The 19325-nt window shown below is 55.3% G+C and carries 22 protein-coding genes; 2 read left to right on the top strand and 20 right to left on the bottom strand.

All coding sequences use genetic code 11. The annotated features are described in order from the left end of the window. Window positions 1-66: 66 nt before the first annotated feature. The 16 genes from BN1190_RS00455 to BN1190_RS00520 form a co-directional block, all read right to left on the bottom strand. Complete coding sequence (locus BN1190_RS00455) at window positions 67-807, bottom strand: class I SAM-dependent methyltransferase (protein WP_040285061.1); 741 nt, start codon at window positions 805-807, stop codon at window positions 67-69. Window positions 808-995: 188 nt separating this feature from the next. After that, window positions 996-1325 carry a chaperone CsaA gene (gene csaA, locus BN1190_RS00460; RefSeq protein ID WP_040285062.1) on the bottom strand — a complete coding sequence of 110 codons (330 nt, stop codon included), beginning with the start codon at window positions 1323-1325 and terminating at the stop codon, window positions 996-998. A 13-nt stretch (window positions 1326-1338) separates the two neighbouring features. Further along, window positions 1339-3369, bottom strand: a complete 2031-nt coding sequence (locus BN1190_RS00465) for a phosphotransferase (protein ID WP_082023213.1) — start codon at window positions 3367-3369, stop codon at window positions 1339-1341. 66 nt (window positions 3370-3435) lie between these two features. Beyond that, window positions 3436-3648: a hypothetical protein gene (locus BN1190_RS00470; protein WP_040285063.1), complete on the bottom strand. Its 213-nt coding sequence runs from the start codon at window positions 3646-3648 to the stop codon at window positions 3436-3438. 15 nt (window positions 3649-3663) lie between these two features. Beyond that, on the bottom strand, window positions 3664-4587 hold the full coding sequence (locus BN1190_RS00475) for a CPBP family intramembrane glutamic endopeptidase (RefSeq protein WP_052461612.1): 924 nt from the start codon (window positions 4585-4587) through the stop codon (window positions 3664-3666). Between the two features lie 175 nt (window positions 4588-4762). Beyond that, window positions 4763-5626 (bottom strand): IS4 family transposase, encoded by an 864-nt coding sequence (locus tag BN1190_RS00480; RefSeq protein ID WP_244898646.1) that lies wholly within the window; start codon window positions 5624-5626, stop codon window positions 4763-4765. A gap of 304 nt (window positions 5627-5930) precedes the next feature. Further along, a complete protein-coding gene (locus BN1190_RS00485; RefSeq protein ID WP_040285065.1) occupies window positions 5931-6521 on the bottom strand; it encodes a peroxiredoxin family protein in 591 nt (196 codons plus the stop codon). Beyond that, window positions 6518-6733 carry a DUF4083 family protein gene (locus tag BN1190_RS00490; RefSeq protein WP_040285066.1) on the bottom strand — a complete coding sequence of 72 codons (216 nt, stop codon included), beginning with the start codon at window positions 6731-6733 and terminating at the stop codon, window positions 6518-6520. The genes BN1190_RS00485 and BN1190_RS00490 overlap by 4 nt, the downstream gene beginning before the upstream one ends. Before the next feature lie 35 nt (window positions 6734-6768). Continuing rightward, a complete protein-coding gene (locus tag BN1190_RS14935) occupies window positions 6769-6945 on the bottom strand; it encodes a hypothetical protein (RefSeq protein WP_179860723.1) in 177 nt (58 codons plus the stop codon). Between the two features lie 109 nt (window positions 6946-7054). Next, window positions 7055-7285 (bottom strand): hypothetical protein, encoded by a 231-nt coding sequence (locus tag BN1190_RS00495; protein WP_040285067.1) that lies wholly within the window; start codon window positions 7283-7285, stop codon window positions 7055-7057. A gap of 46 nt (window positions 7286-7331) precedes the next feature. Then, complete coding sequence (locus BN1190_RS00500; RefSeq protein ID WP_040285068.1) at window positions 7332-7568, bottom strand: hypothetical protein; 237 nt, start codon at window positions 7566-7568, stop codon at window positions 7332-7334. After that, the gene (locus BN1190_RS00505) at window positions 7565-7759 is read right to left on the bottom strand and encodes a hypothetical protein (RefSeq protein WP_040285069.1); all 195 of its coding nucleotides are present in this window, start codon (window positions 7757-7759) and stop codon (window positions 7565-7567) included. Before BN1190_RS00505 ends, BN1190_RS00500 begins: the two co-directional genes overlap by 4 nt. A gap of 64 nt (window positions 7760-7823) precedes the next feature. Next, entirely contained in the window at window positions 7824-7967 is a 144-nt protein-coding gene (locus tag BN1190_RS14940; RefSeq protein ID WP_179860724.1) for a hypothetical protein, read from the bottom strand. A 271-nt stretch (window positions 7968-8238) separates the two neighbouring features. Next, window positions 8239-8859 carry a hypothetical protein gene (locus BN1190_RS00510; protein ID WP_040285070.1) on the bottom strand — a complete coding sequence of 207 codons (621 nt, stop codon included), beginning with the start codon at window positions 8857-8859 and terminating at the stop codon, window positions 8239-8241. Beyond that, window positions 8837-9352 (bottom strand): RNA polymerase sigma factor, encoded by a 516-nt coding sequence (locus BN1190_RS00515; protein ID WP_040285071.1) that lies wholly within the window; start codon window positions 9350-9352, stop codon window positions 8837-8839. The genes BN1190_RS00510 and BN1190_RS00515 overlap by 23 nt, the downstream gene beginning before the upstream one ends. 143 nt (window positions 9353-9495) lie before the next feature. Continuing rightward, window positions 9496-10257, bottom strand: coding sequence for a MerR family transcriptional regulator (locus BN1190_RS00520; protein WP_052461613.1), 762 nt, complete (start codon window positions 10255-10257; stop codon window positions 9496-9498). Between the two features lie 222 nt (window positions 10258-10479). Here BN1190_RS00520 and BN1190_RS00525 point away from each other — a divergent pair, with 222 nt between their 5' ends. Continuing rightward, complete coding sequence (locus tag BN1190_RS00525) at window positions 10480-12063, top strand: sensor domain-containing diguanylate cyclase (protein WP_040285072.1); 1584 nt, start codon at window positions 10480-10482, stop codon at window positions 12061-12063. 65 nt (window positions 12064-12128) lie between these two features. On the opposite strand, the gene BN1190_RS00530 is transcribed toward BN1190_RS00525, so the two are convergent. The 3 genes from BN1190_RS00530 to BN1190_RS00540 all read right to left on the bottom strand — a co-directional run bounded on the left by BN1190_RS00530 (window position 12129) and on the right by BN1190_RS00540 (window position 16206). After that, the gene (locus BN1190_RS00530) at window positions 12129-13553 is read right to left on the bottom strand and encodes a sucrose-specific PTS transporter subunit IIBC (protein WP_040285073.1); all 1425 of its coding nucleotides are present in this window, start codon (window positions 13551-13553) and stop codon (window positions 12129-12131) included. Window positions 13554-13568: 15 nt separating this feature from the next. Continuing rightward, complete coding sequence (locus BN1190_RS00535; protein WP_082023214.1) at window positions 13569-15092, bottom strand: glycoside hydrolase family 32 protein; 1524 nt, start codon at window positions 15090-15092, stop codon at window positions 13569-13571. Between the two features lie 133 nt (window positions 15093-15225). Further along, complete coding sequence (locus BN1190_RS00540; RefSeq protein ID WP_040285074.1) at window positions 15226-16206, bottom strand: substrate-binding domain-containing protein; 981 nt, start codon at window positions 16204-16206, stop codon at window positions 15226-15228. Window positions 16207-16399: 193 nt separating this feature from the next. Between BN1190_RS00540 and BN1190_RS00545 the strand changes: the two genes are divergently transcribed. Further along, entirely contained in the window at window positions 16400-17995 is a 1596-nt protein-coding gene (locus BN1190_RS00545) for an aspartate:alanine exchanger family transporter (protein WP_052461614.1), read from the top strand. A gap of 47 nt (window positions 17996-18042) precedes the next feature. Here BN1190_RS00545 and BN1190_RS00550 read toward each other — a convergent pair whose 3' ends face one another. Continuing rightward, window positions 18043-19224, bottom strand: a complete 1182-nt coding sequence (locus BN1190_RS00550) for an MFS transporter (protein ID WP_040285075.1) — start codon at window positions 19222-19224, stop codon at window positions 18043-18045. Window positions 19225-19325 lie beyond the last annotated feature (101 nt).

Below are 19325 nucleotides of genomic sequence, written 5' to 3' on the forward strand. Positions count from 1 at the left end.
TCGCCTCCTCCTGGAATCTCGTCACGTAAAAAGCAACAGGCCACAGACAAAAACACGTTCCTGTCGTTATACCTTCACGACTTTGATCCGATAGCTGAGACACTCCGCCAGACTGGCAACTTCGTGATACTCCCATGCTTCAAAATCCATTGCGCCACCTGGGAAATAGGCAACGATCTGCAAGTCCGCCTGCTTGCACAGTGTATGGATGTCATCCGGCGAATAGCAGGCCAGCGATTGGATCATTTTTTCGTCGGGACGATCCGTCGGCCACCACGTGTCCGTCATTCTGTCGAGCGTCTCGTCGTACCCATACGTTCGCGACACATCCCCCGGCAGCGTCATCGTTCTGCCGCTCGTCCGCCGCCAGTACGCGGGCTGATAGATATCGATCAAAGCCGCGCCATCAGTGTGCAGCCACTTGTGGATTCTCCGGAGCAGCTGAAGCTGTTCCGCGTCGGTTCCGACACCGAAGCCGTCCATATACAGCACGGCATCGAACTGACCAGGCAGCTCGATATCGTAAAAACTGCCGCATAATGAAGTGATTCCCGGTGTCTGAAGCTGCTGGGCGTATTCCACCATCTCCGGCACGAGCTCCACCGTCGTCACCGACTTTCCGCGTCCCGCCAGGCATCGGGCGAGATTGCCTTTGCCTGCCCCGAGTTCCAGGACAGACGCGAACGGCCGGCCCATCTGCTCGACGATCTCGGCTGCCAACCCTTCGTCCAGCTCAGGATAGTCGATCTCCTTTCCGTACAGGTCGAATTGCTTTTTATATAATTGTTGCGCTTCGTTGATGTTCATTGTAAGTCCCTCCCATAGTTTGACTGATTAGTCCGTACGGGAAGAAATGAGATTCAACATCCCCATGAGTGTATGCCTCCAATTTCTTATTTTTAATAAATGCCCTGGCACCAAACTGACTGATCAGTCCAACAGGGAAAAGAAGGATAACTGACGCGGTTTGCTCCATGGAGTCACATCAGAAAATTTCAAGCAACAGAAGTTCCATTGGCAACCGGCTGATCGGGCCGCAGCAGCACGACGTCGTCCTCACCCGGCACGCCACCGATCACCAGAACTTCGGATTTTAAGCCGGCAATGCGTCTCGACGGGAAGTTTACGACAGCGACGACTTGTGTGCCGACAAGCTGGTCCGGTTCATATCGTTTCGTGATCTGAGCTGAGGACTGTTTGATGCCGAGTTCCCCAAAATCGATGTCCAGCTTGATCGCAGGTTTTCGCGCTTCCGGAAAAGGAGTCGCCTGCAGCACGGTGCCCACACGGATATCCAGTTTCAAAAAATCTTCAATTGCCGCCAACTGCGTCACCTTCTTATGTGTTTTTTACTCTCTTGTTGAACTCACCGCTATCCCCCGACTCGAAGATCTCCCAGCAGTCCTGCAGCAATGAATTATAGATGTCTTGCAGCTTACGCTCTGCTCGCTCGTCCTCTCCACGATCCATGAGCTGTTCAAGGGAATCGTCGTCATAGCGAATGCCTGTGAACCAAAAGGCCGACGATACGGAATACATGTATTCCGCAGCCATCCTCTCTTCTTTCGTCAATGCCCTTTCTGAACAATAGCCTTCGCAGAACACTCGGAATAGGTCAGGTCGGCTTTCTTCCAATATACCTTCTGCCAGAGGCATTTCGTTTGCCGTTAACAGTCCTTGCAGCACCATGTCCCCAACGAGCGTAGCGTCTCCCGCGATGTTGTAATCGAAAATACCAATTGTCCCGTCAGCGACCGTCAGATTATTGATGGAGATATCCCCTTGGGTTGCCGCCCGGGGCAGTGAGTTCCAGAGCAGTTGGACGGCTTCCCGTTTTTCTTCGTAGATTCCTTTGATGCGTCCAAACAACAGAGGATCCAGTTCCCTGATAGTGCTCATTTCACAAAACGTGTCGTAACCACTGACTTCGTTGTAGCCGAGGAAGTTGAAGATCGTCTCCTTGCCGATCCGGCAGCCGCCTTCTTCGGAGACCGTGTGGATCTTCCCCAGCAGCTGCCCGATTTTTCTGGTGAGCGGGAAGTCGATTGCTTCGATTTCCTCCCCAAGGTACTCTTCGATTGTTACGACGAGATCCAATCCATTCCATTGATACGGCAAGCAGTATGTTCCGTTCTTTTCATATCGCTTTGCCGTCCTGATTCCGCAGTTTCTCAAAAACTCGGAAAATATACTTTGCGACTCGATCACCGAGGGAGGATGTTCCGGTTCCTTCAAGAATTTCACCACGAGGGGCGCCCGGTCTTTAAAGCCCACTTTGGCAATGAATTTGACTTCCTGGTCAGCTTCGCTGTGATAGTCAATGAAGGGATGTACAGAGGAGACAGTCCCCTGCAGGCCGAATTGCTCCAGCACCTCAGCGACCGATTGTTCCGTGATCCCCATTCCCCCACCGCCTGTCTTCATCTTACGACCTGTTTGTCCTATAGATGTCGCTAAGGAATAGGCATCCAGTTCAGCAATCACGTTCGTCACACTCACAAAGAGCGCCCGCTGTTCCGGTCTCTGCCAATCCTCTTCGACTTCCGCCATGAGCCACATGACGTCATCCAGAAACACGTGCAGCACCGCATCGTGCCATGTTTCGATTTCTGTTTCTGTCAGTGACTGATACGTAAGGTATCCCTCCAAAAAGAGCCGCCATTCCTTCGGCGTGAAGACACGATGCGGAGCCGACGCGTGCTCATTGTGGAATAACAGCAATGCCAATGCCAAATCGAAAATCCGGGGAATCCACGCAGCGTTGTCCGGGTCGATCAGGACGGGCGTCTCCTGGTACACCAGATTATTCGCTTTGTAATCATGCGGGGTTTCCACCCACTTCAATGGACTGGCCTTCAACGCTTTCTGCCGGCTGACCGCTTGATACAAAAGCGTCTCCAACCTTGCGCAATCCAGATTCACTTCATAGCAATCAGCCAATTCCTTAATCTTCGTCAGATGCTCTTCCACTTCATGGTCATTGAAGTCGAACACATCGTATACAGGAAGGTGGAAGGGATTATCGGGAGAAGCAAGCCGGTGGATCTGCCCGAGCAGCCTGCCTGCCTGGATGATTTCCTGGTCCGTTCCTGTGTAAGCTGCCCCTTCGATGAACGGATAACAGACATAACAGTCATCCCCGATACATTGCGGATTTTCTGTTGATAAATTGACGGGCGTGACAACCGGAATGCCTGCCGCTTCCAGGTGAGCGGTATACTGTATCAGCCGTCTCGCCTTCCCGATTGGTGATTGGGTCCGTTTCAAGATGCAATCCCCAACCTTGTAGACAGGTGAGAACGGATAAATGCTTTCTTGTTCGCTCTCTGCGTCAAATCCGAACTGACTCAGAATATGTATGCTCTTCATGGACTTCCTCCTTCGCTTAGGTACCTTCCTTTACCGCATAATGGGGGTGAAGCGGAGGTACCGTATTCAGGAGACCCTCCCCTTCTTCTTCCGCCACGCACTCTTTATAGTAAAGAACCCCATGGCCCCACATATGATGACACCGAGCATGAAGAAGATTGTCCAGCCCCAATGGGTTCCCCAGTTCGTCATAGCGCTGTACAAGCAGGCAAGTGCCACTGCGAACGGACCATACGTTTCCCGCCATTCCGCAAGTTTCGATGCTTTTTTCTCGGTCATTCCGCTTACGCTCCTTTACAAAACCGACTCCATTCGTACGGCAGGCCGAGCACTCATCCTTTTCTTTCGGCCATACACCCACGTCGCCGCAAACCCGATCAGGATCAGCAGCGTCGCCGCCAGACCGCCTTCGAGTCCGAAAGCGCCGCCCGTGAGCCAGGCATTGCCGCCCTCTATCGAGACATTGTAAATACCGTTCGGCGTCGTGCCGCTGACAGCGAACCCGAACACGTTCCCCTGGAAGTAGTTCCACGTCATATGGTAGCCGATCGGCAGCCACAGACTGTCCGTCTCAAGAAACATGTACGCGAACAGGACACCGACAAACACGATGTTCAGCAGGCCGAGCCAGCTGACGTTCGGGTTCAAGCCGTGCGCCAAGCTGAAGACGACCGCGGACACGAGATAGACCGCCCACTTCGGATTGCCGCGGCTCTGCATCGTCGACATGACATAACCCCGGAAGAACATCTCTTCCGACAGCCCGACGAGAATGTACATGACCAGGAAAGCGACGGTATAGGCGCTGAATGCCGGTGCGCCGAACGAGTTATCCATCGAAACATTCCCTGTCACGAGCAGCAGCAGGAAAATAACCGTGATCGAGGCGGCACCGAGGAACAGGCCATAGGCGAAATCCGCGAACGACCAGCGGAACCCGAGACTGCGGAGCGACCCCTTGTTCACAAACCGCCAGAAAATATACGTGACGACGATGCTGCCGACAACCGCGCCGCCCTGCGTCAGCACATAGAGCCACGGATGCCCGTCGTATGCCTGCAAAATGTCGATCTCCACTGAGCTGGTCAATGCCGGGAGTTCATATAGGAATAACAGCATGGCGCCGGGCAGCGAAAAGATCTGCTGGGCGACCAGCATGGCGACGAGCGCCAGCAAAATCAGCCAGCCGGCCCGGATTTGTCCTTTATTGTTTTTCAAATTAGTGAGTCTCCTTTTTGTCGAATGTAAGAGTCTCCTTCATGCCAAGTACTCGCATGGTGGAAACAGGTTTTCATTATCACTCTGATAGTTTCTCGTCTATGTTCTCCTTGATCTCTTCCAGTTTCATATCCAATTCGTCTAACTTAGACCTTGTCTGTTTCACGCGTGTTGATTAGCCAAAATTATACAGATAATCTTTCGTTATTCTCTGTTGCCACTCGAGTTGTCTTCTGATCTCCAAACGCCATTCCATCGGCAGCCCATCGCAAAGAAGCAGGCGCAAAAAGCCTGTAAACGAAAGGGATTTGCCTGAAACACCCTTGGTCGCTTGCGGATGGAGGAATTTCAGGAGCACATAGGCGATCAATGCAGCGAAGAGTTGATTGCATACGGCATTTTGCGTGGTTCCATAGAGAACCGGTATGTTCAGATTTTGCTTTACCCAACGGAAGAAGGATTCGATCGCCCAGCGAGATTTGTACATATCGGCAATCTCCTGAGCCGTTACATCCTTCAGGCTTGTCACAACGCTGAGACTCTTGCCTTCGTAGTCCAGAAACTGCACCACCCGGTGTCGTTTCTGAGTCTGTTTCTGCGGGGTCCCCAGCGTACACGTGAAATCTGCGGTCACGTTCGAGTCCTTCGGACGGCTGCCTTTCAGTGATTTCTTTCGATTCAACTGGATGTTGTCCTTCAGGCGAAAGACGAAATCCTGGCCACTTTCCAAGTAGTCATCCACCTTGTCGATCGAGAAATAAGCTCGGTCACCGACCAGGATGAAACGTGGATCTTCCAGCTCTTTTCCGATAGGGCCGTCATGCTTCAACCCGGCCGTCTCCACGACACGGAGGGGCATGTCGGTTTCATTCGTGAACGCGACATGCAGTTTGATCCCTGCTCGTTCCCCGTGATACGGCGCCCAAGGCAAGCGACTTTTCCCTACTGTAATCGTCGTGGAATCAATGGAGAGAAGTGCTTTTGGAAGCTTCAGCTTGCGACGGGCAGCCCGGTTCAGTTTACTGACGAAGACGTTCAAGATGCGTTTTAATTAGATGGTGCCTGTGCAAGAAACTATCGTGAATGTTTAAACAAACATGAAAGTTTGGCGCACAGGCACCTAACACTTATTGCCTACAAAGTAAATCAAGGTATATAAAATTTAATCAACCCATTTATCCTTATCTTTTATGAAAAGAAGCTGAATCACTATCCCTGATAAGAGAATTCCGAGTACAACTGCAGGGCCTACTATGTGCTGACCATTCAAGACAATCGTACTGGCTACCATAAGGAGTACGATGTACCTGAAAATTGCTTTTATCATGCTCTTTCCTCTCTGCTCAGTCCATCCCTTGAATAATTGCAGAGATCTCTTCCGCATCACGGACTGCTCCCTTCAGACTGCCTGCAATCCTGCCGTCCTCTGCTATCAGATATGTCGTCGGAAAGCCCACAACTTTGTAGGTACGCTCGACGGTTCCTTCGGTATCCAGCAGCACTGGGAACGTCAGTCCGTGGGTCTTCACGAACTCCTTCACGCTGCCTGAAGTCTGTTCGTTCTTCGTCATATTGACGGCCAGGATCTCGACATCCGCGTTACCCGGTTGACTCGTGTAAAACTCCTGCATCGCCGGCATTTCCGTCCGGCACGGACCGCACCAGGACGCCCAGAAGTTCAGGAACACTTTCTTGCCCCGGTAGTCGGAGAGCTTGACGGATTCTCCGCTCAGGGTTTCCAATGTGAAGTCCGGCGCGGTCTGCTGGTTGCTCAGCCCAGTATTCTCGATCGGACCGGAAGCTGTTTCCGGCTGGTCTTCGATCATGCCGCTCGGATACTCGTCTTCCTGCGGGCTCTTCATAGATAGGCTGACAATCAGAGGGACGATCACTGCCGCCGCCAGCAGCCAACCTGCCAATGGCTTCGTCTTCATGATTGCTCACTGCTGTCCCTTACCGGCTGCCGCGGGTCGGCATTCCCCTTTTCCATCAATTCCAGGATCCTGTCCAGCTTCCGGTCGACGTCCGCCAGTTTACGTGCGCGGATGGTCTGATCAGCTTTCATCCGGACGATCGATTTTGTGAACGTGACAAGCCATACGATAATCAGCAGGACTACGATCCAGGTGACCATGAATCCTATCATGTCCGACCCTCCCATCTTTTGTTCTCTGCGGTTCTTCAGTTATCCAGGTCCTTATCCAGCCAGGACTTTTTCGCCGGCTGCGGCGGCTGTTCCGCCTGCTGCCCTAAGACCGAGCGGTTGATGCCGTCCTTGACGGCTTTGAAGATGACCAGATAAAGTACGAACAAGCCTGCGAGTGCGAGTATGATCATGCCGACTAGTTGGGATGCCATGTGTGTTCCGTCCTTTCCTGCAAAGCGTTCTGCTGTTTCCTGGATGTTCTGTTCCTATACGGATTGCTTCCGCCATCGGTTTCATCCTGGTCGGGTCTGACGTAGTCGTTCACCTAACAGTCCGGCGTTTCCAGGAACGGCTCGACAGCAACAGTGCCGCCAGGCCGGCGACAGCCGTTTTCCAGATGGCACCCGCGGCAAGGCCTTCTGCGGTATAAGCCCCCACCTTCTGCCAGAGACCGGCTTCGGGGATCCAGTCGATGACGTAGCCCGCTGTGAGGAATGCGGGAAGGGACAGGATCAGGTAGACAGCTGCAAAGGTGATCAAGAAAACTTTCATGATTCATTCCTTCCTCTCTATGAACAGCTGCATTTCAATTTCTCGGTCAGGCCTCTTGGTCCCCCTGTTCACGTTCTTGGAGATACCGATCATACGCAGCCTGGACTTTGTCGGTCTCCCGTCTCCGTTTCGGGACTAATTCGTTATGGAGGTCTCTGATATACAGGCAGGTCCGGAAGAGGATGGCGAGGACACTGACGCCTGCCACATAAGCGCCGACCGGGTCAGCCGCCGCCAGGATCCCTATCAGGACAGCCGCTGCGATACATGCCAGCAGTTTCATTCGATCACTTCCTTGTTACCTTGCGGCGTGTGGCCGGTGCCTTTCGATTCCATCGGCTGTGCCGGCTCCTGTGTCTGTTTGGTTTCCTTCAGTAATTCCAGGATCTGTTCATTGGTCTTATTCAGCCGCCTCAATTGGATCTCCACAGATAGGATCATGACGATCACCAGCGGGATCAGGATGATTTCCATGTGTTTCCCCTCCTGCTATTCGGTCTGGTTTGCCAGCTGTCTTCTCACTGGACACGGTCAACATTTAAAAATGGATATAGACAAAGGTCGTGATGATAAAGCAGCCCGTTGCTGCGAGCAGTCCCCCTGTCAGCTTCCGGCCTTTCCGGAATGATTGGACGGCCAGTGCCGCAAACATCAGGCCGACCGCCAGCTCCATGGACTGCATGACAACAGCACTATGACTGTTTAGGCTCCAGATACTCAATACCAATGCAGTGACGGCCAACAGAAGTACAATTTGCTTTATCTAATGACTCCCCCTGTTCTTTCCCGTTCTGACAACCGTGACGGAAATCGCCGCACATTCTTACCAGATCGTTCCTTTTCTTTATTTGATTATAGCACGCAAGATTCCGATATCTATCTTTTCTTTATAATTTGATATCTGAATCTATTAAAAACGGACACCCCCGCTTTTGGTGTCCGTCCGCTAAGTTTCAATCTGTATAGTTGTTGACGCTGTAGGTGATGCCATCCTCTCCTGTGAATAGGCGCGGTGCTGTCTTTTCCAGTGTGTAGGAAAAGCCGTTTTCCCCCGGAACAGTGATCGTGTACATTCCTTTTTTCTTTTTGACGGTATAGTCCGGATAGTCGCCTGGCTGCATGGTCATTTTGGCGAGTTTTGCCTGGTGGTCTTCCGCCATCTTCTCCACTTCCGCCTGCGTGATATTGACGTTCCCCATGAACGTCTCGCCTATATTGGTATTTTCGATATGCAGATTGTTTTCCTGGAACACAATATAATAGCGGACCACTTCGTTCCGGCTCGTCTGTTCCATGATCGTGTTTTCCCACGAGTCGGTGACATCTTTCGCGAACCATCCAGTGACGGAGGCCCCCGGCTTGCCGATCAGGACGGTGGTTGCTGAGATGATTCCGATCAGCAGGATGAAGGAGACCAGCAGCGGCTTCCAATGCAGGACGCGCCTCGCAGGTCTGGGCTGCTTCGCTGTGAACACCGCCTGGCGCATGGCACGCTTCCGGGCGGGGGACGGTTCGAACGGCTTCCGCAGATTTCCGAGTTCCCGGTTCAGTTCATCGTCTGTGTAAGGTGTCACGGGACATGCCCCCTTTCTCGAGTTCCGCTTTGAATGCGTCCAGTGCGCGTTTCAATGTCATCTTTACGCTGCTTTCCGACTTGTTCAGGATGGCCGCCGTGTCTTTCGTTGAAAATCCTTGGATATGCCGCAGCAGGATCACCTGCTGCTGGGTCTTCTTCAGTTTTCGGATCGCCTCATAGAACGCCGCTTCCTGTTCACTCAGCATCACGGCCTCTTCGGAGGACGGATGCGTGCCGGACAGACCGAAGTCGGTCCCCAGAACATGCAGCAGCGGCTGTTTCCGGCGGAAGTGGTTCATAGCCGTTGTATAGGCGATCCGGAAGATCCACGTTCTGACGGCGGACCGTCCCTCGAATTGACTGGCGTTTTCCACCACTTTCATGAATGTCTCCTGTGTCAGCTCCTCCGCAGTATGAGGATTCCGCACCTGCATGAGGATGTAGCTGTAGACGGCGTCCGCATGCTCGTCAAACCATTGTTCTGCAGACATCCCTTCACCTCTCTTCACTTACTTAGACATCGATTTCCGGAATTGGTCACACTTTCCTTTCATTATTTCACAGTCTGGGCTTCCCGGCATGAAAAAATCGGCCGGTCTGCATGGATTGTGCAGATCGGCCGTTCTCTGATTTCCTATTCCCTTGCCGGATGTCCTTGGCATTCCGGTCCGTCTTGCAGACGTTCCGCATAGACGGCCATCGCCTTCTGCATGAAGGCCGCGAGTCCGGTGCCGAACTGGTCGATGTTTTGTGTGAACCGCTCATCTGCCGTGTACATCTCTCCGAGTCCTGCAAAGGCTTGCGGCGTGTACGTGCCGATCGTGTTCAGGAAGCGGTACCAGTCACCGATCACGGCTTGCGCTTCCCCGGAGTCCGGTGCCTGCTGCCGGATGGCGGCCAGGCTGCGGAAGATTTCATTCATCCGGTCCTCCGCTTCCTTGCCGAATCCTTGGATGGCGGCGTTCGTCTTCTCCACCGTCTCGCTGCCCCATCGCTCCTTCGCTTCGTCTTCGTATGGGTTCTGGCTGAAGTCGAACCCTTTGAACCGTTCTTCGTGTGTCATCGTCTGTTCCCCTCTTTCTTCTTGGATGGATTGGTCGATCGTCTCAATCATCAGCGCGAGCTGGCGCTGTTTGGCGAGCAGCTGGCGTCGCTGGTCTTCGAGTGCCTGCAGCCGGTCGAATGCCGGATCGCCGAGGATGGCCCGAATGTCTTTCAGCAGGAATCCGAGTTCCCGGTAATAGAGGATGCTCTGCAGTCTCCGCAGGTTGTCATCCGAGTAGACGCGGTAGCCGGCGTCCGTCACGCGGTCCGGCGACAGCAGGCCGATCTCGTCGTAGTGGTGGAGCGTGCGGACACTGACGCCTGCGAGCTCCGCGGCTTGTTTGATGTGCATGCGTGTTTCCTCCTTCCTGACTTCAGTGTAAGCTGTCACGCAGCGTGAGAGTCAACCGGTCTTTTTCTTTTTCTCGGAGAAACATTTCCCGCTTTCGAACATGCCTACTTATTTCATCTGGGCGCCGAATAATCGGTGTGCATGTAAAGACTTCCTTGATTTCCATATATGGAATTCGGTACGATAGTCTCATAACTTGTCAGTGTGGAGGCGTTTTACATAGTGAGTATACATCGGCTGCGGACGCGGTTGTCTTTGTCGTTCGCCATTTTTGCTTTTCTCGCCATCGCTGTCCTCAGTCTGATCATCGGTCAGCGGGCAGTGAAGCAGGTGGAGACGGAGATCGGGAGCGCCCTCGGCGAGACCGCCCATCTTATGGCGGATAAATTGGATCACTTCATGTGGTCCCGGTACGGCGAGACCCAGCTGCTCGCCACCCTGCCCGAACTGCAGCAGCCGGACAATCCGGAAGCGATCAGCCGGCTCGTCAACCAGCTGAATGAGACGTTCCCGTCGTTTTCCTGGATCGGGTTCACGGACCCGGACGGCACGGTGCTTGCGTCGACGGATGATATTCTGAAAGGCGTGGACATCTCGGAGCGGCCCGTCTACACGGAGGCACTGGAGAAACCGTTCATCGGGGATGTGCACGAAGCGGTGCTGCTGGCGGACCTGCTGCCGAACCCGACCGGTGAGGAGATGAAGTTCGTCGATATCAGCACCCCTGTCTTCAATGGGGAGGACAAGCTGGTCGGGGTGCTCGCGACCCATCTGAGCTGGACGTGGCTGAAGGAAGTGAAGACGTCGATGGCGGAGACGCTGAAGGGACGGAAGGATGTCGAGTTCTTCATCATCAGTCCCGCCGCGTCGGACATCATCCTCGGGCCGGATGGAATGCTCGGAAAGACAATCGGGACGGACAGTCTGCAGCTGGCCAGTGAGGGGAACGCTGGCTGGACCCGCGAGGTCTGGCCGGACGGCAAGGAGTATTTGACGGGGTTCATGCAGGAGCGCGGCTACGAGGAATATCCAGGTCTCGGCTGGTCGATCCTCGTACGGCAGCCGGTGGAGGAAGCGTATGCGCCTGCCCGTGAACTGATGATGTACTTCGTCGTCACCGGTATCCTCCTCGTCCTCGCGGCGGCTATCGCCGGCATGATCCTCGCCGGCTGGATGACACGGCCGCTCAACCGGATCACGCGCGTCGCGGATCGGCTGCGCGGCGGGGAGAACGTGGAGATCCCGGCTTACACGGGCATCACGGAAATCGAGATCCTGTCCGATTCGCTGCGGACGCTCGTTGCCGACCTGACGTCCGCGGAGACCCGTGCCCAGCATGATGAGCTCACACGGCTCCCGAACCGCTATGCGCTCGATGCGTATTTCGAGGAACGGGAACAGGATGCGTCGTCACTCGCCGTGCTGTATCTGGATCTCGACGGCTTCAAATCGGTCAACGATACGTACGGGCATGCGGCGGGCGATCAGCTGCTGCAGCAAGTGGCGGACCGGGTCCGTTCGGCGGCCGGCCTCCGGGATCTCGCTGTCCGGATAGGCGGGGATGAGTTTGTCGTCGTCCTCAGGGATCCGCAAGATGCCGAGAAGATGGGCAGGCTGACGGGCGAGAAACTGATCCGGCTGCTGAATGAACCGTTCCGGCTGGACAGCGCGACCGTGTCGATCGGCTGCAGTATCGGTCTGTCAGTCTGGACAGCAGGCAGCAGCATCAGCAGTGCATTGCGCGAAGCGGATGAACGGCTGTACAAAGCGAAGCGTGCGGGCAAGAACCGGCTCGTATCGGAATGATGCGGATATGAAAACAGGCGATGCGGGAATTCATTCCGCATCGCCTGTTTCTGTGTTCGGGATTTTCATCTGCCAGCCGCATGGTCATCATGCGTGTGTTTCAGCATGGAATCATTGTAGCCGAACAGCCAGGTCAGGACGAATGCGACGACCGCGCCGATCAGGTTGGCGACGATATAGAGCGGCAGCTGACTGTTCAGGTAGAGCAGCGCGCCAGGTATGACGGTGATCGCCATGCCGGTCGCCTTCAGGCCGACGAGCGAGGCGAAGAATCCGCCGGCCGCTCCGCCGATCAGTCCCATGACGAACGGCTTCATGTAGCGCAGGGTCACACCGAAGATCGCGGGCTCGGTGATGCCGAGGAACGCAGAGAATGAGGATGGGAGCGCAAGCGCTTTCAGTTTTTTGTCTTTAGTTTTCAGTCCGACCGCAAGAGCAGCGGCCCCCTGTGCCGCAACGGCTGCCGTGACAATCGCGTTATAAGGGTTCCAGCCGTCCTGGGCGAGCAACTGGATCTCCAGGAAGTTGAAGACGTGATGGACACCTGTGATGACGATGATCTGGTTGAAGAATCCGATCAGCAGACCCGGAATGCCGAATGGCAGGCCGAGGACCGCGACCGTCGCTGCCATGACACCGATTTCAACTGTATGGAAGATCGGTCCGATGACGAACAGGCCGAGCATGATCATGATCAGCAGCGTCAGGAACGGTGTGAGGATCAGGTCAAGCGCTTCCGGCGTCCGTTTGCGGAGCCAGCGCTCGAGCTTGGCCCCGACAAATCCGATGAAGAACGCGGGCAGCACGGAACCTTGGTAGCCCGTCACCGGCAGGAAGCCGAAGAACAGCATCGGATCGGCGTCCCCGCTGCCGACGGAATACGCATTCGGCAGGGCCGGGTTGACGAGCATGAGACCGAGCACGATCCCGAGCACAGGGCTTCCACCGAACACGCGGAATGCCGACCAGGCGATCAGTGCGGGCAGGAAGGCGAATGCCGTGTCCGTCAGCACCTGTGTGAACAGGATGAAGTTTTCCGGAATCGATTCAGGTGTCAGTCCGAAGACGGACAGCACTGCCTCCTGCGTCAGCAGGCCCCGCAGACCCATGAAGAGACCTGTCGCAACGAGGACCGGGATGATCGGGACGAAGACATCCCCGAATGTCCGGACGAGCCGCTGGAACGGGTTGCCCCGGTCTTTCGTCTGCTGCTTCATGTCCGATTTGGTGACGCCCGTTGCACCGAGTGATTCGACTTCCTCAAAGATCCGGTTGACCGTTCCGGTGCCGAAGACGATCTGGTACTGTCCCGAGTTGAAGAAGGCCCCTTTCACTTTGTCGATGGATTCGATCTGTTCTTCGTCGATCTTTGTACGGTCATGGACGATGAAACGCAGCCGTGTGGCACAGTGGGCGACCGACTGGATGTTGTCCCGGCCGCCGACTGCTTCGATGACTTCCTGTGCAATCTTCCGGTTTTCTGCTGACATGGGATTCCCTCCTGTTCAATCTGTTTTCGGTTCTTTATGCAGGATTCTTTCATTCTTGAATGCAATACTGTCAAGTGACCAATGGAGGAATGACAGATGTGCAGACCCCCCATCCGCCTGCACCCGGATCCCCGTCGAGTCCTGCCCGGGAAAAATCCGGCTGGTCATGACAGCGTCTCCGTCGTTGATGAAGATTTCGACACTCGAAACATCGACAAGGATTCTCAGCTGCTGCAAGGGCCTGTCGAGTATGACAGTCCGCGAATGGCCTTCCGAGGCGTTGACCGGCGCCCCGCTCCTCGATCTGTCGAAGAGGAGCCGCTGTTCTGCCGTGACGTAGGTGATGCGGGTGTACTCCAATCCGCGTACGCGCAGATCGATATGCACCTCAGCCGCCGTGGTCTCGTGCAGGACAGCCTGCAATTCGTAACAGTCTCCGCCGAACGGCAGAAGCTCCGGCTCTCTTTTGAGCGTGACATCCAGCCGGTCCGCTGCTTCCGCCGGCTTGTTCCAGGATTCCGGCAGCCGCTGTTTCAGGCGGCCGTCTTCGATGGTGAGCACCCGCGGCAGTGTCATGCAATTCGCCCAGCCGTCCTTATCTGTCGGATACGGCAGCTGGGGGACCGCCATCCAGGCGATCAGGATGCGCGTTCCGTCAGGTGATTCCATCGTCTGGGGAGCATAGAAATCGAACCCGTTGTCAAGCTCACAAAACGGTCCATGTTCGAATCCACCCGTTTCCCTATCGAATGTTCCGCTTATGTATCCCGCATGGAACAGGTTATTCCGGCGCAGCCCTTCCGGCTTCAGGCCGAGCGGTGAGAACACGAGGAAATCGGTGTCTTGGACCGAAAACAGGTCCGGACATTCCCACATGTATCCGAAGTCCTGCAGCTCTGTCTTCACCTCTCCGATGAACTCCCATCTGTGCAGATCGGCCGACTTGTACAGCACTGCAGCACCGGTCATGTCCTTGCGCTGGGCTCCGATGACACAATAATAGATGCCGCCTTCTTTCCACAGTTTCGGATCCCTCAGTTCCTCCGTGAATCCGTCCGGAACACCGGTGATCACCGGCTGCTCCCACTTGCTGAACGCTCCCTTTCCGTCCATCTGCGCCATACACTGATACGGCGTCCTCAGCCAGTTGTCATCCCGTGTATTGCCTGTATAGAACAGCAGAAGATCGTCCCCTGCCTGGAGGGCGCTGCCCGAGTAGACACCGTGCGAGTCGTACCGTGTATCCGGAGACAGGGCGATACCTTTGTTGCGGAACTTCACGAGGTCGTCGGACACTGTATGATACCAGTATTTCAGACCATGTGCGGGACCGAGCGGAAACCATTGGTAGAACAGATGGTACTGCCCGTTGAACCAGCTGAATCCGTTCGGATCGTTGAGCAGCCCGGCAAGCGGCTGCACGTGGAATTTTTGCCGCCATGGCGCGTTTGCGACATCTTCGACGAGTTCGTCATATTCTTTCGGGTCCACCGAGTCGAGCCTTCGGTAGCGCTCTTCCCTCGTCCAGTGAACAGCCATGCAATCCCTCCTTCAAGGTGTGGAACCGGTTCCAAATATAAGTGAATGGAAAACAGTTCCTCTTTCTTACAGAACTGTTCTTTGCTAGTGTCAATATTTTATTAATTCAGTTTAAACAGTTGTTATTGGCATGTCAACTATCTTTCACAGCGCTTTCCTGTATGAGTAATTCGTGCTGAAGGGACGAACACTCAGCCGGTGCTTCACCTGCCAGTATACCAAGAAGGGCACAGCCGGCTTCCGCTCCTGCTTCACGGAATGCAAAGCGGACGGTCGACAGTCCGGGTGACACCGCTGAAGCGAGTGAATAGCCGCCGAATCCGGTGATACCGATATCTTGCGGCACTGACAGACCGGCGTCCCGGATGGCCTTCAGGGCGCCGATCGCCATCTCGTCCGTCGCACACATGATGATGTCCGGCGTGTGTGCCGACAAAATTTCAGCGGCCGTCTGCGCAGCGGCCTCCATCTCGAATCCTGTTTCATAGGCCGTAACCCGGACTCCGCCCGCCGACAGGCCGTCTTCGATCCCCCGCCTGCGCAGTACACCGATCGCTTCGTCTTCCGGCGTGACACCGATGTAGACAGCATCCCGGTATCCTTGCGCCGCCACATAGCCTGCCAACTCCAGGCCGGCTTTGTAATCGTCATAGACGAGGCTCGGAATTCCTTCACACCGCTGTCCGAGCAGGATGACGGGAATACCGATCTCCCGGATTGCCGATACATGGGCATCGGTGATCACAGTGGCGAACAGTACGATGCCGTCCACTTTCTGTTTCGCCATGGCGTACAGGCTCTCGATCTCACGTTCGGCGCTCAAGTCGGCGTTGACGATCAGCAGCTGGTGGGAGCGTTCACGCAAATACGCATCCAGCCCGCTCAGCGTCTGCATGGCGGATCGGGACGTCAGCCGCGGGACGATCGCCCCGATCATCGCTGTCCGTTTAGCCCTCAGGCTCTGTGCGAACTTATTCGGACGGTAGCCGGTTTCGCCGATAATACGGGCGAGCTTCTCCTGCATCGGTTTGCTGACGGACCCTCCGTTAAGGTAACGGGATACCGTGCTTTTGGATACATTCGCGATTTTCGCAATATCTTGTATGGTTTTCAAAGAGGATTCCTCCTGATGATGTTTTTCCAATGATCTCAGAACAGCCAAGCGTGTATCCATTATACAATAACGGCACCTATGTGAGGTTTGACTGGCCATGCCATCCGGAAGGTTTCCCGGAATCCGCATGCATGCATCTGCCATAGCTGCTGCAGTATACTAAAGATAGTTAGTCTCACGCAGAGGTGATTGGATGGACACGTTGCGGTCGCTATTGGATGAACCGCTGATTTTATTGTTTGTAATCCTGTTTCTCGGCTCCTGGTTCGGTTCCCTGTCGGTGAAAGGGCTAAACCTCGGCGCAGCAGGCGTCCTGCTCGTTGCGATGGTGTTCGGCCATTTCGGTTTCGCGATATCACCGGTCATCCAGAATTTCGGATTGAGCCTGTTCATCGTCGGGATCGGTCTGCAGGCCGGGCCTAAGTTTTTCCGTATGCTGCGGACGAGCGGACTGATTTTCGGCATCCTGTCCGTGCTGATCATCGTCTCCGCTGTAATTGCGACAATTGCGGTTGCGAAAGTGTTCCACCTGGCGCCTGCTCTCAGTGTCGGCCTCATGACAGGTGCACTCACAAGCACACCAGGACTTGCGGCGGCTCTGCAGGCGACACATGACCCGCTCGCATCTGTCGGCTACGGCATCGCCTATCCGTTCGGGGTTCTGGCAGTCGTGCTGTTCGTCCAGCTGCTGCCGCGGATCGGAAAGATCGACTTGCAGAAAGATCTGGAGGATACCGTCAATCCGATCCGGACAGCCGGCTCTCCGGTACTCGTCACGCTTGAAGTGACAAACCCTATGCTGGACCGGAGCAGCCTCGCCGAGCTGAACTTCGCCCCATATGATGCGGTCGTCAGCCGGGTCATCCGGGACGGCCATACGATGATCGCACTCGGCGATACCATCCTGCTGAAAGGTGACCTTCTCGTCATTGTCGGCAACGAAATGAACCTGGAAGGCCTCACCGCATATGTCGGGCAGCCTGTGGAAACCGATCTGGCGAATCCGGATAATGTCCACTTGCGCAAAGTCACGGTCGACTCCGACGATGTAGTCGGCAAAACGCTGAAGGAGCTGCGTTTGCGTAAAGACCATGGCACCACGGTTACACGTATTACCCGTGAAGGCATCGAGCTGGTCCAGAACCCGAACCTGCCGCTCATCCGCGGGGATGTGCTGACGATTGTCAGCACCGAACAGCGGCTCGATGAAGTGGAGGACTTATTCGCGCGTAAAAAACTTGCCATCACGAACCTGGACATCTTTTCGATCAGTGTAACGCTTCTGCTCGGCGTGCTGCTCGGCATGGTGCCGATCCCGCTGCCGGGCCTGGGGACAATTACGCTCGGAACGGCGGGCGGTCCCCTGTTCGTCGCGCTGATCATCGGTCACTTCGGCAAACTTGGCCCCATCCACGTGCGTTATTATGGTCCGTCGAACCACGTGATCCGGGAGCTCGGTCTCGTCCTGTTCCTGGCTGGTGCGGGCACGACAGCCGGCGCGGGCATCGTGGAAGTGATCCAGACGGAAGGGGTCAAACTCATCTTCGGCGGGGTCATCATCACACTCGTACCGATCTTTGCAGGGTATTATGCAGCCCGCAAGCTGCTGAAGCTCAGTGTCGTACACTCGCTCGGCGGTCTGTCCGGCGGGATGACGAGCACCCCGGCGCTCGGTGCGCTGAACCAGCTCATCGACTCGGAGGATCCGGCGATCGCCTATGCGGCCGCCTACCCGTTCGCGCTGATTCTGGTTGCGGTCGCTTCTCAGCTGATCGTGTTCTTCCTATAGCAAAACCCCCTTTGGCCCGACACGGCTAAAGGGGGTTTTCCAATATCTCAGAGCGGCTGATGAACCGGATCGTTGGTCGCGTCCTTCCGCCGTGTCCAGACGAAGGCAAGGACCGCTCCGCCGATCAGCACGATGGTGGCGAAATAGAACGGATAGTCGAGGTCGATATCGAACAGCATGCCGCCGAGGATCGGACCGAATACGTTGCCGATGCTTGTGAACATGGAGTTCATCCCACCGACGAATCCCTGCTCATTGCCCGCAATCTTCGAAAGGTAGGACGTCGCCGCCGGCCGGATCAGGTCGAAGCCGACGAAGACGACGATGGTGACAGCAAGGATCGCCGCATAGTGTGTCACAACCGTCATGGCTGCGACAAGCACCGCGGAGAACACCAGGCACCAGAAGATCAGCATCTTTTCCCCCATCCTTTTGGCGAGCCGGTCGAACAGGACGACTTGCGCGACAGCACCGACAATTCCGCTCCCCGTGATGATGATCGCGATATCCGCTGGCGTGAAGCCGAACTTGTGGTCGACGAACAGGCTGAAGATCGACTCGAACGACGCAAGGCCGAATGACAGGACGAAGATCAGGAGGAACACGATGAAATAGATCGGCGCGAAAATCCTCTTGAAGCCCGGCTTCTTCTGATGACCCGACTCCTCATACTGCCGCTCAGGCTCCCGCAGCATGACCAGGGAGAAGATCGCTGCGAACAGTGCGAGACCTGCAGCGAAGAAGAACGGCACACGGGTTCCGAGACCTGCAAGGAACCCGCCGATCCCCGGCCCGAGGATGAACCCTGTCGAAATGGCCGCAGACATATAGCCGAGCGCTTTCGCCCGGGTTTCGTTGGTCGTGATATCCGCGATGAACGCAGTGACTGCCGGCATGATGAACGCCGCGCTCACGCCTCCGACAATCCGCGATGCGAACAGGACGGTCAGTGTCTGACCGATTGCGAACAGCAGTTCAGAGAAACTGAACATGAGCAGTCCCGCCACGATCATCTTCTTCCGGCCGATCGAGTCGACCCAGCGGCCGGACAGCGGGGAGGCCAGCAGCTGGGCGATCGCGAAGAACGCGACCATATAGCCGACCACCTGCCCCGACAGATGCAGTTCGTTCATGAGGGTCGGCATGACCGGGATGATCAGGCCGATGCCGAGGAACGCGATGAGCAGATTGGCGAGAAGCAGCCAAAGCGTCAGGGATGTTTTCTTCATAGGGGCACGCTCCAATAATAGATTGAATTCAAAACAGTATATTTCCTTATCGTACTAGGAATACATGCTGTTCTCTATTCAATTGCTCAGTGACTTGAGGC

This window comes from Sporosarcina koreensis, from assembly GCF_000826145.2.
Lineage (GTDB): Bacteria > Bacillota > Bacilli > Bacillales_A > Planococcaceae > Sporosarcina > Sporosarcina trichiuri.

Bases quoted from the DNA above. Each gene is read 5' to 3' on its own strand.
- BN1190_RS00515 (WP_040285071.1), bottom strand. From the start codon at position 9,352: ATGTCTGCAGAACAATGGTTTGACGAGCATGCGGACGCCGTCTACAGC.
- BN1190_RS00455 (WP_040285061.1), bottom strand. From the start codon at position 807: ATGAACATCAACGAAGCGCAACAATTATATAAAAAGCAATTCGACCTG.
- BN1190_RS00495 (WP_040285067.1), bottom strand. From the start codon at position 7,285: ATGAAAGTTTTCTTGATCACCTTTGCAGCTGTCTACCTGATCCTGTCC.
- BN1190_RS00465 (WP_082023213.1), bottom strand. From the start codon at position 3,369: ATGAAGAGCATACATATTCTGAGTCAGTTCGGATTTGACGCAGAGAGC.
- BN1190_RS00545 (WP_052461614.1), top strand. From the start codon at position 16,400: ATGGACACGTTGCGGTCGCTATTGGATGAACCGCTGATTTTATTGTTT.
- BN1190_RS00490 (WP_040285066.1), bottom strand. From the start codon at position 6,733: ATGATAGGATTCATGGTCACCTGGATCGTAGTCCTGCTGATTATCGTA.
- BN1190_RS00470 (WP_040285063.1), bottom strand. From the start codon at position 3,648: ATGACCGAGAAAAAAGCATCGAAACTTGCGGAATGGCGGGAAACGTAT.
- BN1190_RS00505 (WP_040285069.1), bottom strand. From the start codon at position 7,759: ATGGAAATCATCCTGATCCCGCTGGTGATCGTCATGATCCTATCTGTG.
- BN1190_RS00485 (WP_040285065.1), bottom strand. From the start codon at position 6,521: ATGAAGACGAAGCCATTGGCAGGTTGGCTGCTGGCGGCGGCAGTGATC.
- BN1190_RS00520 (WP_052461613.1), bottom strand. From the start codon at position 10,257: ATGCACATCAAACAAGCCGCGGAGCTCGCAGGCGTCAGTGTCCGCACG.
- BN1190_RS14940 (WP_179860724.1), bottom strand. From the start codon at position 7,967: ATGCAGTCCATGGAGCTGGCGGTCGGCCTGATGTTTGCGGCACTGGCC.
- BN1190_RS00530 (WP_040285073.1), bottom strand. From the start codon at position 13,553: ATGTCAGCAGAAAACCGGAAGATTGCACAGGAAGTCATCGAAGCAGTC.
- BN1190_RS00550 (WP_040285075.1), bottom strand. From the start codon at position 19,224: ATGAAGAAAACATCCCTGACGCTTTGGCTGCTTCTCGCCAATCTGCTC.
- BN1190_RS00500 (WP_040285068.1), bottom strand. From the start codon at position 7,568: ATGAAACTGCTGGCATGTATCGCAGCGGCTGTCCTGATAGGGATCCTG.
- BN1190_RS14935 (WP_179860723.1), bottom strand. From the start codon at position 6,945: ATGGCATCCCAACTAGTCGGCATGATCATACTCGCACTCGCAGGCTTG.
- BN1190_RS00535 (WP_082023214.1), bottom strand. From the start codon at position 15,092: ATGGCTGTTCACTGGACGAGGGAAGAGCGCTACCGAAGGCTCGACTCG.